A 14,055-nucleotide genomic window follows, 5' to 3' on the forward strand; every position below is an offset into this window, starting at 1 on the left:
CGTGTCCTCGATGCGGCGCACCGCGCCGTCCCCAATCAGCGATGCAATCCCCGTGCCATCGCCTCAAAACCGGGGTCAGAGTGCAATTTCTTAGCGACTGCATCGGGTCGTCTTGCTACGACGACGAAATTGCACTCTGACCCCGGTTTTGAGACGTCGGTTTTCTAGCGTCAGCCGCCCAGGCGGAGCAGGCTGTTGGCGGCCTGGGCGTTGTCGTCGCCGCGCTGGATCAATTTGACCTGCATTTCGAATTGGCGCTGCAACTGGATCATCTGCACCAGGGCGCCGGCGGCGTCGACGTTGCTCGATTCCAGTGCGCCGGTGGTCATGACGTTGCCGACAGCCTGGGCCGGCGGCCGCTGGGGATCGGCGCTGCGCATCAGCCCGTCGAGCCCGCGTGTGAGCCGGTCGGGGGGCGCTTCGACCACGCGCAGGCGGCCGACGATTGCCAGCGTCTGCGGGCCTTCGCCCAGGGGCACGATCGACACCGTGCCGTCTTCGCCGATGTCCAGCGCCTGGTGCGGCGGCAGTGCCAGCGGCTGGCCGTTCTCGTCGATCAGCGGATGTCCGCCGCCGGTCACCAGCCGGCCGTTGGGGGTCGGCGACAGATTTCCGGCGCGGGTATAGGCCTCGCCGCCGTCGGCCGACTGCACCGCCAGCCAGCGGTCGGGCCGCAGCGAGACATCGAGCGCGTTGCCGGTGACTCGCTGCGCACCGACCAGGCTGTCGAAGCCCTGATCGATGTGCATTGCGTCGATGCGCGAGGCGTGTTCGCCGCCGGGCACGCGATACGCCTGCGTGTTGGCCAGCGCGGCCTTGAACCCGGCAGTTTCGGCATTGGCGAGGTTGTGCGCCACTGTGCCCTGGGCCTGCAGCGTGGCGCGCGCGCCGCTCATGGCGACGTAGAGGGCTTTGTCCATTCGACGGGCTCGGTCAGCGAGAAGCGAGAGAACGCGACGTGCAGCGGGCGGATCACCGGGCCGTCGATACCTGACGCGCCGGTGGCCGAACCCCGGCCTATCGGATGTTGATGACCGACTGCGTCACCTTGTCCTGGGTCGAGATCATCTGCGCGTTGGCCTGGAAGTTGCGCTGGGCGACGATCATGTTGACCAACTGTTCGGTCAGGTCGACGGTCGACGATTCCAGCGCGCCGGCCTGCAGCTGGCCGAAGTCGGCGCTGTCGGGCACGCCGGTGCGCGAGGCGCCCGAGTCGTAGCTTTCGGCCCAGAAGTTGTTGCCCTGAGACTTGAGGCCCTGCGGGTTGACGAAGGTCGTCAATGCGACCTGGCCCAGCGCGGCATTGGCGCCGTTGGAGTAGCGCGCGAAGACCACACCGTCTGCGGCGATACTGATCTCGTCGAGCTTGCCGGCCGCGTAGCCGTCCTGGCGGTTGTCGCGCAGCTGGAAGCCGTTGCCGTATTGGGTCGAGCCGCTGACATCGAGCGTCACCGCGACCTCGCCTGCGCCATTGCCCGGCGCGAACGGCGTCAACGCGATGCGGCCGTCGGCGGGCGTGGCCAGCGCGCCGTTGTCGGTGAAGGTGAGCGTGGCGACATCGCCCACGCGTCCGCCGTCGATGTAGGTGTGCACCTGCCATTCGTTGGCGGCTTCGGTCTTGACGAAGTACGAGGTCTGCACGTGGCTCACGCCCAGCGAGTCGAACACCGTGACGCCGCCGCTCGAGGCGGTGTAGCTGTTGGGTTCGCTCGGGTCGAAGGCCGCGATCGTGGGCGGCTGCGCGTTGCCGGGCAAGGTGAACTTCAGGTGGACCGCGGTGGTCGCGCGCGGCGGACTGTCGGTGGTCAGCAGTTGCAGATCGGTGACCCGGCCGATGTCGAAGCCATTGCCGTTGGCGCTGGGCGGATAGACCTGCAGGCGGGCCCCGTCCGGGGTGCCGATGTACCCCTGGTTGTCGGCCTGGAAGTTGCCGGCGCGGCTATAGAGCCGGGCGCCGTTCTTGTTGAGGGTGAAGAAGCCCTCGCCGTCGATCGCCATGTCGAGATTGCGACCGGTCGGCGCGATGTTGCCCTGGGAAAACTGCTGGGCGACGTTGCTCAGCTTCACACCCGAGCCGACCGCGTTGCGCGCCAGGCCGTAGGACGTGCGCGAAAACAGGTCGCTGAACTCGGCGCGCGATGCTTTGAAGCCGGTGGTGTTGACGTTGGCGATGTTGTTGGCGGTGACGTTGAGGTCGGCGTTGGCCGCGTTGATGCCGGACAGGGCGGTATTGAAGCTCATGGCGGACTCCGTTGAGGTCGAGCGCGGATGAAAAGGGCGGTCAGTTGACGCGCAGCACGTAGCCGATCGGCGCGGTGCCCAGGCCGTCGAGGTCGAGGTAGAGGCCGTCGCTGCCGACCGACACGCTGTCGACGCGGGCGCGCACATAGGTGCTCAGTACCGAGGACTCGCCGCTGCCTGCCAGATGGCGTGCAGCGATGCCATAGGTCCCGGCCGGCAGCCGGTTGCCGGCGGCATCGGTGCCGTCCCAGGCGAACGCGACCTCGCCAGCGGCATGCGCGGGCACGCTGAACTGGTGGACCAGCTGGCCGTTGGCGTCGGTGACGTCGAAGTTCACGGTACCGGCCGCCGGGGCGGCGACCAGGCCGCTCGCAGCCCCTTCGTTGGGCAGCGCCAGCTTGGCCGACGGCAGCACCACGTCGCGGCCGACCAGGCTTGCGCCGCGCAGCAGCTGGTCGCTGGCCATCGCACTGGCGAACCCGTTGACCGAGGTGTTGAGATCCTGGATGCCCTGCACGGTCGAGAACTGCGCCAGCTGGCCGAGAAACGCGCTGTTCTCCATCGGCTTGAGCGGGTCCTGGTGCTTGAGCTGCTCGGTCATCAGCCGCAGGAAGTCGGCCTGGCCGAGCGAGGCGTCCTTCTTGTCGGTCGCCTTGCCGCCCCCGGCCAGGCCGAGGCTGTTGGCGATGTCGCTGGAGATCGTGCTCATCAGCGGCCCATGCTCAGAGTGGCGACGGCCAGTTCCTTGGCGGTGTTCATCATCTCCACGCCGGCCTGATAGCTGCGCGAGGCGGAAATCAGGTTGACCATCTGCGAGACCGGGTCGACATCCGGCGCGTACACATAGCCCTGGGCATCGGCGAGCGGATGGCCGGGTTCGTAGCGCTGGATCGGCGGAGTCTCGCGCTCGACGATGCCGGCCACCTGCACGCCGGTCAGGGCCGGGTCGCTGGCGTGCGCGCTGGCGCGAAAGACCGGCTCGAGCGGCCGGTAGACCTGCTCGGGCGAGCCGGCAACCGAGTCGGCGTTGGCCAAGTTGCTGGCCAGCGTGCTCAGGCGGACCGACTGGGCCTGCATGGCCGAACCGGCGACGTCGAAGATCGGCAGGTTGCTCATCGGTTACTGTCCGGTGATGGCGGTCAGCAGGGTGCGGACCTTGGATTCGAGGAAGCTCAGCGAGGCGCGGTACTCCAGCGCCGCACGGCCGTAGGCGGCGCGCTCGGCATCGGGATCGACACTGTTGCCGTCCAGGCTGGCCTGGGCGGCGACGCGCGCGACCTCGAACGGCGCCAAGGCATCGGCGCCGGGCAGCGGGATGTGGTCGGCGCGCTCGCGCAGCGGCGGCTGCCCGCCGGCTTCGCGCGTGCGTGCGGCGGCGGCCAGCGCGGCGTTGAAGTCGAGATCGCGGGCCTGGAAGCCGGGTGTGTCGGCGTTGGCCAGGTTGCTGGCGATGAGCTTCATCCGCTGCTCGCGCAGCGGCAGCGCATCGGCCTGCAGCCCGAGGTAGGACGAGATCGGATTGGACATGGCCGGGCTCCGGCGGAGGTCGCCGGTGACCGTGCAAGCGGCGTGCCAGGGCGCCCGGCGCGGTGGCCGCGACCGGGCTCAGGCGGCGACGAGTCGCCCGCCGGCCGCCTCGGCGACCTCGTGCAGGCGCTTGAGCACTTCGTCGGCCAGGTCGTGCGGGCTGTACTTGGCGACGAACGCGTTGGCGCCCACGCTCTGCACCATCGAGGTGTTGAACACGCCCGACAGCGAGGTGTGCAGCAGCACGTACAGGTCGGCCAGGCCGGGGTGGCGACGGATTTCCGTCGTCAGCGTGTAGCCGTCCATGGCCGGCATCTCGATATCGGAGACGATCATCGCGTAGCGCTGCGAGGGCGGCTCGCCGGCCGCATGCAACTGCAACAGGTGGTCGAGCGCCTGGCGGCCGTCGGACAGCAGGGTCACGCCGACGCCGAGTTGGTCGAGCACGCTGCGGATCTGTTGGCGCGCGACGCGCGAGTCGTCGACCACCAGCACCTGCATCGGCGGCGCGTCGGCCGGCAGCGCATAGTCCGGGGACAGGTCGGCATCCATCCGCGCCTGCGAGATGTCGGCCAGCACGCTCTCCACGTCGATCACCTGGATCAGCTCGCCCTGGTAGCGCGTGACCGCGGTCAGGTAGCCGCCCTCGGCGCCCAGGTCGGGCGGCGGCAGCACGTCCTCGACCGCGATGTTGACGATGCGCTCGACCCCGCTGACCAGGAAGCCCTGGACCGAACGGTTGAACTCGGTGACCACCAGGTAACCGGGTGGGGCGTCGTCGCTGCGCTCGGGATGGCCGATCGCCACTCCCAGGTCGAGCACCGGCACGCTGCGCCCGCGCACGTCGGCGACCCCGGCGAACTGCGCCGGCAGCCCCGGCACGCGGAACAGATGCGGCCGGCGCAGGACTTCCTGCACCTTGAACACGTTGACGCCAAAAACCTGACGTCCGCCGAGACGGAACAGCAGCAGCGCCAGCCGGTTGTGGCCGGCGAGGCGGGTACGCTGGTCGATGCGGTCGAGCAGATCCTGCGACATGCCTGCGGTATCGGCGCGCAACCCCACGACTTGAGCGGCGACCGACACGCGCCGCGGCACGGCGCTTGCATCGCCTGCGGTATCCGTTCGTCCGTGAGGGCCCCGCCATGACCGTCTGCCTGCTGCGACCCGCCGCAATGGCCTGGTGCCTGAGCGCCGCGCTGCTGGCGGTCGCTGGGGGCACGTCGGTGGCCGCGTCGGACGCATTCCAGTCGGTCGATTCGATCCGCCTGGCGGCGCTGTCGGCGGTCGAGAGCGGTGAGGCCGAGGCGACGCTCGACCCGGCGCTGCGCATGCCGCGGTGCGCCGAGCCGCTGGAGGCCGCCCGCAGCGGCGGCGCCACGGTGGAGGTGCGCTGCCCCAGCGGTTGGCGGCTGTATGTGCCGGTCCGCGTGCGGCGCAGCCAGACGGTGTTGGTGCTGGCGCGCGGCGTGGCTGCAGGCCAGGCGCTCGCGGCCGATGATCTCATCGCCGAACGTCGCGACGGCGCACGCGTGGCCGGCGCGGCGGTCGCCAATCCGGCCGATGCCATTGGCCGCAGCGCGCGCCGCACCTTGCTCGCCGGCAGCGTGTTGACCGCAGGCGACCTCGTGTCGCCGCGGCTGGTGCGCCGAGGCGACACCGTCGCGCTGGTCTCGCGCCAGGCCGGTATCGAGGTGCGCATGGCCGGTCGCGCGCTCGGCGACGCCGGCGAGCGCGAGCGGGTCAGTGTCGAGAACCTGTCCTCGCGCCGGGTGGTGCAGGGCATCGTCGACCCGGCCGGCGACGTGGTCGTCGGGCGTTAGTCGACGATGCGATCCCACGCCCGGCGCCGATCCGCGCTAAAGCTCCGCGGACCGGGGCCGATACCATCCACGAACCCATTCACGCACTTCGTGTCAGGATCCCCGTCATGACCCACAAGATCGATGGACTCCAGGCGCCGACTGTCCGCAGTGCCGCGCCCGTGGCCGGCGCCCAGGTGGCCCGCGCCGGCGACAGCCGCGACAAGGCGGTCGAAGCCGCCAGCGCCACGACCGGCGACAGCCTGCGCCTGACCGGCGAGGCGACTGGCCTGCAGGCCCTGCAGCGCGACCTCTCGACACGACCGGCTTTCGACGAATCGCGCGTCCAGGCCGTGCGCGAGGCGATCGCCTCGGGCAGCTACCGCGTCGACGCCGAGGCGATCGCCTCGCGGATGCTCGATCTCGACGCCCGCCTGGGCGGCTGATCCGATGACGGCGGCACAGGACAGTCTGGCCCGTCTTGCGAGCGCGCTCGCCGACGAGCGCGAGGCGCTGATCTGCCACGATGTCGGCGCGCTGATGCGCTCGACCCAGGACAAGATCGTCGCGCTGCGCGAGCTCGAGCGCTGCCCGGCCGGCGAACTGGCCGGCCCGTTGGCCGAGCTGAGCGAGCTCAACCGCGCCAACGGTGCGCTGCTCGCCCGGCGCCGGCGCGAGGTGAACTGGGCGCTGCGACACCTGGGGCGGTCCGAAAGCCTGCCCGGGTACGACGCACAGGGCCGCGCCGAGCGTGATTGCCGCAGCCGCGAACTCGCGGTCGCCTGAGCGGCGACGTCCTGCGGTTAGAATCGTCAGGCGTCCGTAGCCGGCTCCACGCAGTGCCCCCGATTTCCGATCCCGTCGTCGCACCGCCCCCGACCATGCCCACTTCGGTCCTGTCCTGTATCGAGGAGGGCGTCTACCTCTACGGAGGCGACGGTCGCCTGCTGTACGCCAACCCCACCGGCGATGCGCTGCAGCGGTTGCATCCGACCTGGGCCGCCGACGCGTATAGGCTCGACGCGCTGCTGCCGGCGCAGGCGCTGGAGCAGGCCGAGACCACCGGCCGCTGGCGCGACCAGGTCGCCTTCGGCGAAGGCACCCAGGTCGCCGCGCGTCTGTATCGGTTGGCGGCCGACGACGGGCGCTACCTGCTGGTGCTGCAGGACCCGGGCCGGCCGCGACGCGGCGACGACGAACTGTTGCAGCGCCACCGCGAGCTCAACGTTCGCTTCAATGCGGCGCAGGAGCAGTTGCTGCAGGCCGAGAAGCTGGCCTCGATCGGCCAGTTGGCCGCCGGCGTCGCGCACGAAATCAACAACCCGATCGGTTACGTCCATTCCAACCTCGGCAGCCTGCAGGAGTACGTCGGCAACCTGTTCGCGCTGATCGATGTCTACGAGCGCGCGCTGCGCAGCGACGACCCGCAGACGATGCGTGCGGAGATCGACGCCACCCGCGAACGCCTGGACATCGACTTCATCAGCCGCGACCTGCCGCAGCTGCTGACCGAGTCGCGGCAGGGCATCGAGCGGGTCACCCGCATCGTCCGCGACCTGCGCGACTTCTCGCGCTCGGACCGCGAGCACGCCTGGCGCCTGGCCGACCTGCATGCCGGGCTCGAATCGACGATCAACATCGTCTGGAACGAGCTGCGCTACAAGGCCACGCTGGAGAAGGACTACGGCACGCTGCCGATGGTCGAATGCCTGCAGTCCGAGCTCAACCAGGTGTTCATGAACCTGCTGCTCAACGCCGGCCAGGCGATCGAGACCCAGGGCACGATCGCCGTGCGCACCGGCCACGAGGGCGAGGAGGTCTGGGTGGAGATCGCCGATAGCGGCAACGGCATTCCGGCCGAGATGCTGCAGCGGATCTTCGACCCGTTCTTCACCACCAAGCCGGTGGGCAAGGGCACGGGCCTGGGGCTGTCGATCTCGTATGGCATCGTCGCCAAGCACCACGGCCGGATCGAGGTCGACAGCGCGCCGGGCACCGGCAGCCGCTTCCGCATCGTGCTGCCGGTGCGGCAACCGGGTGCGCACGCCTGAGTCGGGGTGTGCGCCTGGCGCCTACTCCGTGCCGTCGCGCCCGCGCTGCATGTCGTAGGTCCGGAACGCCTGGCGGATGTGGTCGCGCAGCACGTTGTCGTCCCAGGGCTTGGTCAGGAACCGGTAGATCGCGCCGCGGTTGATCGCCTCGGTCACCGTGGCCAGGTCGGTGTAGCCCGAGAGCACCAGGCGGATGGTGTCGGGATAGAGCATCTTGACCCGGCCGAGGAATTCGGTGCCGTCCATCTCCGACATCCGCTGATCGGACAGGATCACCTGCACTTCGTTGGTCGCCAGCAGGCCGAACGCGTCGCGCACGTTGCCGGCGGCCAGGATCCGGTAGCCGTCGCGGCGAAACAGCCGCACCAGCGCCCGCAGCACGTTCTCCTCGTCGTCGACCAGCAGCAGCGTGCGATGCGATTTGGTCGCGGTGAACAGCTCCGGACGCAGATAGCGGCGACGCAGCGCCTGGCCCGCGGTCTCGGCGCTCATCGGTTCGCCGAACAGGTAGCCCTGGAAATAGTCGCAGTCGGCCCGGCGCAGGAAGCCGAGCTGGGCCTCGGTCTCCACGCCATTGGCGATCACCTTCATGCCCAACTGGTGGCCCATCGCGATCAATGCCCTCACGATCGCGGTCTCGCGGCTGCCTGCAGGCGCGGCGTTGATGAAGCTGCGGTCGATCTTGAGGATATCGGCCGGATACCGCACCAGCGCGCCCAGGCTGGCGTCGCCGGTGCCGAAGTTGTCGAGCGTGACCCCGATGCCCTCGTGGCGCAGCGTCGACACTGCGCGATGGACGACGTCGATGTTCGCCCCCAGCGCCCGCTCGTTGAGCTCGAGCACCAGCGAGGAGGTCGGCAGTCCGGCCTGCTGCATGCGGCCGAGCAGGCGATCGACGAATGCCGGGTCGAGCAACTGTTGCGTGGTGACGTTCATGCCGACGAAGAAATCGTCGAACCCTTGTTCGCGCCAGGTGCGGATCTGTGCGACCACGCGATCGAGCATCCAGTTGCCGATCTGCAGGATCGCGCCGATCCGCTCGGCAGTCGGCAGGAAGCGCTCGGGCAACAGCAGGCCGAGGGTCGGCGATTGCCAGCGCAGTAGCGCTTCCATGCCGATCACGCGCCCGTCGCGGGCGCTGATCTTGGGCTGGTAGCGCAGCCGGAACTCCCCATTGGGCAGCGCTTCGAGGATCTGCCGGCCGATGCCGTTCTCGCCCTGGCTGCGATCGGCGGCCGCGTTGCTGTGCAACTGGACGTGTTCGTAGACCGCGTGCGAGGCGCGGCGCACCGCATTCTCGGCCAGTTGCAGCAGGGCCGAGGGCTCGGTGCCGTGCTGCGGGCACAGGCTCACCCCGAGCTTGGCATCGAGAAAGAGCGTATAGGGCAGGACTTCGAGCGGGCGCTCGATCTCCTCGACCAGGGCCTCGGCCAGTGCCTGCGCCGAAGCGGGCGCGTCGTCGGACAGCCAGGCGGCGACGACGAACTCGTCGCTGCCGTGGCGCCACACCATGCCCTGCGCGCCAAGCCTGGCCTGCAGCCGGGCGCCGACCGCCTGGAGCGCGGCGTCGCCGACGTCCGTGCCCATGTTCTGGTTCACCGAGACGAAATGGTCGATGTCCACGTGCAGCACCGCCAGGGCGCCGCCGCGGGTTCTGGCATCGCGGATCATCCGCGCCAGGGCAGGGTGACCGGCACCCAGACGTTCCAGCGGCATCGAGGTAGGCTGCATCGCGGGATTCTACCGGCTCGCCCGGCCTGCAGCGGTCATGAGATGGCCTGCACGTCGTAGGGCAGGCGCGCCTCGATCCGCGTGCCGCCGGTACGCGAGGACGCCGCGTCCAGTCGGCCACCGACGCCTTGCGCGCGCTCGCGCATGATCACCAGGCCCAGCCCCGTCGGTGCGCTGTCGGGAAAGCCGACACCGTCGTCGCCGACGTGCAGGCACAAGGTGCCGGCGTCCTCGTACAGCCGCAACGCCACCCGACTCGCCCGGGCGTGCCGGACGATGTTGGTCAGCGCTTCCTGTGCGATGCGGAAGCAGGCCTGCTCGACTTCGCGGGCCGGCCGGCGTGTCAGCGTTGCGACTTCGACCTCGGCCTGCAGCGCGGCGTTGCGCAGCAACCGTGCGGCATGCGCGCGCAGCGCGGCCTCCAGACCCAGCGCGTCGAGCTGCGGCGGGCGCAGCAGCACCGAGATGTCGCGCAGGCGCTCGATCGTCGCATCGGCCAGCATCGCGATGTCCTCCAGGTCGTCGCGGCGGCGCAGCGGGTCGGTCTCCACCAATGCACTGCCGGCGGCCAGCTTCATCGCGGTGACCGACTGCCCGATGTCGTCGTGCAGCTCGCGCGAGATCGCGCGTCGCTCGTCTTCCTGCAACGTGAACATGCGCGCCGCGAGCGCACGCAGTTCGGCGTTGCCGGCCGCCAGCGCGTCGCGCATCCGCTCCACCTCGCTCAGGTCGCGCAACACCACCAGCACGCAATCGGTGTCTTCGTAACGCGTGCGGCTGGCGGTCAGCGAGGCGCGAAAGCCAGTCGCGTCCCGGCGCCGCATGCGCGGGGCAGGCGTGTCGCGCGCGTGCGTGGGCTCGGCGAGCAGCGCGTCGAACGTCGCCCGGTCCTCGTCTGCGACCAGCGTCGCGGCCGTCACCCCCGCCATCGACCCGGCGTAGCCGAACGCGGCCGCAGCGGCGGCATTGGCGTGGCGGACCTGGCCGCCTGCGACCAGCAGCGTGCCGTCGGGCAGCAGTTCCAGCAGTTCGCGCAGTTCCCGGTCGCGCTCGATGCGCCGGGCGGCAGCGAGCGCGCGCTCGTGGTTGCGGACCAGGCTGGCGGCCTGTCGCCGCAGCCACCAGCCGGGCAGTCCGGCCGCCGGAATCAGCAGCAACGCGGCGACCAGCAGCCGGCCGTCGAGCGGTCCGGCGGCGGGCAGCGACGCGGGCAGCACCGCGCAAACCCCCAGCCAGGCCAGCCCGCCGAGCAGGCAGCCCAGCCAGACGCGGCGGCCGAATGCGGCGAATCGGCGGCGCAACGCCTCGTCCTGGCGCCGTGCGGCGCGGACGTTCGTGTGTGCGGAAACCATCTGACCGGCTGCCCCGTGCATCGTTCGCCCACGAGTCTACCGGGCTGCTTTCGACAGCGCTCAACTTCGTCCCACGGTCGCCGCTAACGGACGGTGAGCAAAGTCGCGATCCGCGACCTACCAAGCCGACACGGAGCGAAACGGTCCCAGATGGATGCCGGCGTCATCTCGAGTCTTCTCGATCACCCGCTGTCCGACGGGTTGTTGCTGCTCGACCGCGGCGGACGCTGCCTGGTCGCCAACCCGGCCGCCCGGCGGCGGGGCTTGGACCGCCTGGTGGAACTGCATGCGCCGTCGCTGTCGCTGCTCTATGCGCGATTGCTCGATGGCGAGCATGCGATCGCCTGTGAACTGCCGGGACCGGACGCCCCGCTGTACGGCCGATTGCGCGCGATCTCGGTGGACGGGGCCGGCCCGATCGCATTTTCGTTGAGCGTGAGCCTGTCGGAAGATGTCGAGGACTGGCTGGAGGCCGCGGAAGCGGGCGGGCATGCCCTGTGGGTGTGGGACGTGCGTCACGACCAACTGCGTGGTTCGGCGACCTGGCATGGGCTCGTCGGCCATCGCGATGGCGCGCCGCTGTCGTTCGAGGAGATGTGCCGCAGGGTGCATCCGGAGGACCGCGGGCGGATGCGGGAGGCGATCGGTGCGTATCTGACCGGGCGCGAATCGTCCTATTTGTGCGAATACCGCTGCCTGCAGCCCGCCGCCGGCTGGCGCTGGGTGCGCGACAGCGGTCGGATCATCGCCCGCGACGCCCAGCGCGCGCCGCTGAAGGTGGCCGGCACGCTGACCGTCATCGACGACCATAAGCGGCTGGAGCAGCGCTTGCGCGAGCAGCGGCGCCTGGTGGAGGACACCCAGCGCCTGGCCGGCATGTCGAGCTGGAGCTGGGCCCCGGCCGCAGGGCTGGTGCACAGCGCGCCCGAGCTGCGACAACTGCTGGGCGTCGGCGACGGCGGCTCGTTGCGCGTGTGGCTGCGGCGGATTCCGCGCGCGCAGTTCCCGGTGCTGCGTACCAGCTGGCGCTGCCTGCGCGAGTGCGCCAAGCCCGCGCATTTCGACCTGGTGGTCGACAGCGTCGCCGGCCCTGCGCACCTGCAGATCTGGGCCTCGCTCAGCGGCGACGAGGACGAGGGCGGGCTGCCGGCGCGGGTGCTGGCACAGGTCCAGGACGTGACCCGGCAGCGGCATGCCGACGCCGAGGCACATCGGCGCGGCGACCTGTTGCGGCGCGTCGCCGAACTCGGCCGCATTGGCGGCTGCGAAGTCGACGCCGCGACCCGGCGTCTGCACTGGACCGGCGAGTGCGCCGGCCTGCACGGCCGCGAGGGCGAGTCGCTGGCGCTCGACGAGCTGTTGCGCCACTACACCACCGAATCGCGCGAGATCCTGCAAGCGGCGATGAGCCGCACCGCCGGCGGCGCGCCCACTCAGACCATCGAGCTGTGTTTCTACCGGCCCGACGGTGCGCAGGTGTGGACCCAGGCCGTCGTCGACTACGAGTCGGGCGACGGCCGACCGGCGCGCTGGCTGGTGCTGTTCCGCGACATTTCCCGCGAGCGCGCCGCCAGCGAGCGCATCGAGCGCCTGGCGCACTTCGACGCGTTGACCGGGCTGCCCAATCGCACCCGGCTGCGCCAGGACATCGAGACGGCGCTGGTCGCCAACGCGTCCGCCTACCAGGCGCTGCTGCTGCTCGACGTCGCGGGGTTTGGCGGCATCAACGAGGCCCATGGCCATGCCGCAGGCGACGGCGTGCTCAAGGCCATCGCCACCCGGTTGCACATGCTCGTCGATGCCGGCGACCTGTTCGGACGCGTAGGCGCCGACGAGTTCGTGGTGCTGCTGCAACAGGGCGAAAGCCGTCACGATGTCGCCAGCAGCGCGCAGCGGATCGTCGCCGGGCTCTCGGATCCGGTGCCGGTCGGCGGCGAGATCTTGCGCTTTGGCATCAGTGCGGGCATCGCGATCCGGCCTGCGGGCGTGGGCTTCGACGAACTGCTGCGTGCCGCCGGGGTCGCATTGCACGGCGCGCGCCAGGGCGGGCGCAATCGGGTCGAGTTCTACAGCCCCGATGCCTGGCGGCTCGCCCGGCGGCGGCTGGATGTCGAACACGCGCTGCGCGGCGCGCTCGAGCATGAAGAGTTCACACTCGCCTACCAGCCGCTGGTCGACATCGCACGCCGCAGCGTCTCGGGGGTGGAGGCGCTGCTGCGCTGGCAGCATCCCGAGCTCGGGGTCTGCCCGCCGGACGAGTTCATCGGCATCGCAGAAGCGACCGGCGACATCGCTGCGATCGGCGACTGGGTGCTGCGCGAGGCCTGCCGCCAGGCCGCGGCGTGGGAGGCGGCCGGTATCGCGTTCGGCCGGATGTCGATCAACGTCTCGGCGGTGCAGTTGCGCGACACCGCGTTCGCCAGCCGGGTCCTCGCCGCCTGCGCCGAGGCGGGTTGGCCGCCGGCCCGGCTCGAGCTCGAGCTGACCGAATCGGCGCTGTTGCACGACACCGAGGCCCTGCGGTCCTGCTTCGACATGCTCGTGGGCGCCGGCGTGGCGCTGGCCATCGACGACTTCGGCACCGGCTTCTCGAGCCTGAGCTATCTGAGCCGCTTCCCGGTGGGGCGGCTCAAGATCGACCGCAGTTTCATCTCCGAACTCGGGGGCTCGCGGCGCGCTGTCGAGGTCGCCCGCGCGATCATCCACCTGGGCAAGGCGCTGCGCATGCAGGTCCTGGCCGAAGGTGTGGAATCGATGGAAGACGAGCGCCTGTTGCTCGAGTCCGGCTGCGACGAGGTCCAGGGCTATCTGTACTCGCGCCCGCTACCGCCGCGCGAGATGGCGCGCTGGCTGCTCGCCCACCACCAGGCCGTGGACGGCGCCACAGCGCGCTGACCGAGCCGCCGGACGAGGGAAAACCGGGGTCAGAGTGCAATTTCGCCTCGAGAAATTGCACCCTGACCCCGGTTTTGCGAGCTGTCGTGTCGAGAAGCTGCCAAGCGTGCGGGCGCGGGGGCATCACCTTGCGCGACACGTCGGCCTTTGTAACTGGATGCCGGTGGCCCGGAGTGCGCTGGAGAACGCGCTGGATTCGTTGACCAGCCCGTCCGCGTGGCGCAGCGCGACGCTCAGTAGCCGGCGGCCAGGTCCCAGGCGATGTTGGCCGCCACCGGATCGGGCGCGGGCGCATGCGATGGCGACTGGGACGCGTGATCAAGCAGGTCGCGCAGTTCTTCGTGGGCAGCGGCGTCGAGCCGCTGCAGCAGGTCGGCCGGGATCCTGCTGACGGTGGCATCGGCCGGTGCGCTCGTGCGCGACTGCACGCAGGCCCCGGTCGAAGCCGGGGCCTGG

At 70.3% G+C, this 14,055-nt stretch carries 14 protein-coding genes; 5 read left to right on the plus strand and 9 right to left on the minus strand.

Annotated features, from left to right (window positions below; translation table 11 throughout):
• Window positions 1-170 precede the first annotated feature (170 nt).
• The 6 genes from ABE487_RS07410 to ABE487_RS07435 form a co-directional block, all read right to left on the minus strand.
• A complete protein-coding gene (locus ABE487_RS07410; RefSeq protein ID WP_346451875.1) occupies window positions 171-920 on the minus strand; it encodes a flagellar basal body rod protein FlgF in 750 nt (249 codons plus the stop codon).
• A gap of 97 nt (window positions 921-1,017) precedes the next feature.
• A complete protein-coding gene (gene flgE, locus ABE487_RS07415) occupies window positions 1,018-2,241 on the minus strand; it encodes a flagellar hook protein FlgE (RefSeq protein WP_346451873.1) in 1,224 nt (407 codons plus the stop codon).
• A gap of 40 nt (window positions 2,242-2,281) precedes the next feature.
• Window positions 2,282-2,950: a flagellar hook capping FlgD N-terminal domain-containing protein gene (locus ABE487_RS07420; protein ID WP_346451871.1), complete on the minus strand. Its 669-nt coding sequence runs from the start codon at window positions 2,948-2,950 to the stop codon at window positions 2,282-2,284.
• The gene (gene flgC / locus ABE487_RS07425) at window positions 2,950-3,357 is read right to left on the minus strand and encodes a flagellar basal body rod protein FlgC (RefSeq protein ID WP_047135034.1); all 408 of its coding nucleotides are present in this window, start codon (window positions 3,355-3,357) and stop codon (window positions 2,950-2,952) included. The genes ABE487_RS07420 and flgC overlap by 1 nt, the downstream gene beginning before the upstream one ends.
• Before the next feature lie 3 nt (window positions 3,358-3,360).
• Window positions 3,361-3,768, minus strand: coding sequence for a flagellar basal body rod protein FlgB (gene flgB, locus ABE487_RS07430; protein WP_346448389.1), 408 nt, complete (start codon window positions 3,766-3,768; stop codon window positions 3,361-3,363).
• A gap of 78 nt (window positions 3,769-3,846) precedes the next feature.
• Window positions 3,847-4,806: a chemotaxis protein gene (locus ABE487_RS07435; RefSeq protein ID WP_183426914.1), complete on the minus strand. Its 960-nt coding sequence runs from the start codon at window positions 4,804-4,806 to the stop codon at window positions 3,847-3,849.
• Between the two features lie 137 nt (window positions 4,807-4,943).
• On the opposite strand from ABE487_RS07435, the gene flgA reads away from it, so the two are divergent.
• The 4 genes from flgA (at window position 4,944) to ABE487_RS07455 (ending at window position 7,621) form a co-directional block, all read left to right on the plus strand.
• On the plus strand, window positions 4,944-5,591 hold the full coding sequence (flgA, locus tag ABE487_RS07440; RefSeq protein ID WP_346451904.1) for a flagellar basal body P-ring formation chaperone FlgA: 648 nt from the start codon (window positions 4,944-4,946) through the stop codon (window positions 5,589-5,591).
• Window positions 5,592-5,698: 107 nt separating this feature from the next.
• Complete coding sequence (gene flgM / locus ABE487_RS07445; RefSeq protein ID WP_346442538.1) at window positions 5,699-6,016, plus strand: flagellar biosynthesis anti-sigma factor FlgM; 318 nt, start codon at window positions 5,699-5,701, stop codon at window positions 6,014-6,016.
• Between the two features lie 4 nt (window positions 6,017-6,020).
• A complete protein-coding gene (locus ABE487_RS07450; RefSeq protein WP_346451869.1) occupies window positions 6,021-6,356 on the plus strand; it encodes a flagellar protein FlgN in 336 nt (111 codons plus the stop codon).
• 95 nt (window positions 6,357-6,451) lie between these two features.
• Window positions 6,452-7,621, plus strand: a complete 1,170-nt coding sequence (locus tag ABE487_RS07455) for an ATP-binding protein (protein WP_346442534.1) — start codon at window positions 6,452-6,454, stop codon at window positions 7,619-7,621.
• A gap of 21 nt (window positions 7,622-7,642) precedes the next feature.
• Here ABE487_RS07455 and ABE487_RS07460 read toward each other — a convergent pair whose 3' ends face one another.
• Together ABE487_RS07460 and ABE487_RS07465 are read right to left on the minus strand one after the other, a co-directional pair.
• Window positions 7,643-9,352, minus strand: coding sequence for an EAL domain-containing protein (locus ABE487_RS07460; protein ID WP_346448390.1), 1,710 nt, complete (start codon window positions 9,350-9,352; stop codon window positions 7,643-7,645).
• A gap of 35 nt (window positions 9,353-9,387) precedes the next feature.
• A complete protein-coding gene (locus tag ABE487_RS07465) occupies window positions 9,388-10,704 on the minus strand; it encodes a sensor histidine kinase (RefSeq protein ID WP_346451868.1) in 1,317 nt (438 codons plus the stop codon).
• Between the two features lie 150 nt (window positions 10,705-10,854).
• Between ABE487_RS07465 and ABE487_RS07470 the strand changes: the two genes are divergently transcribed.
• Window positions 10,855-13,599, plus strand: a complete 2,745-nt coding sequence (locus tag ABE487_RS07470) for an EAL domain-containing protein (protein WP_346442528.1) — start codon at window positions 10,855-10,857, stop codon at window positions 13,597-13,599.
• 233 nt (window positions 13,600-13,832) lie between these two features.
• On the opposite strand, the gene ABE487_RS07475 is transcribed toward ABE487_RS07470, so the two are convergent.
• Window positions 13,833-14,027 (minus strand): hypothetical protein, encoded by a 195-nt coding sequence (locus ABE487_RS07475; protein ID WP_346451866.1) that lies wholly within the window; start codon window positions 14,025-14,027, stop codon window positions 13,833-13,835.
• Window positions 14,028-14,055 lie beyond the last annotated feature (28 nt).

Source organism: Luteimonas sp. TWI596, assembly GCF_039674105.1.
Lineage (GTDB): Bacteria > Pseudomonadota > Gammaproteobacteria > Xanthomonadales > Xanthomonadaceae > Luteimonas.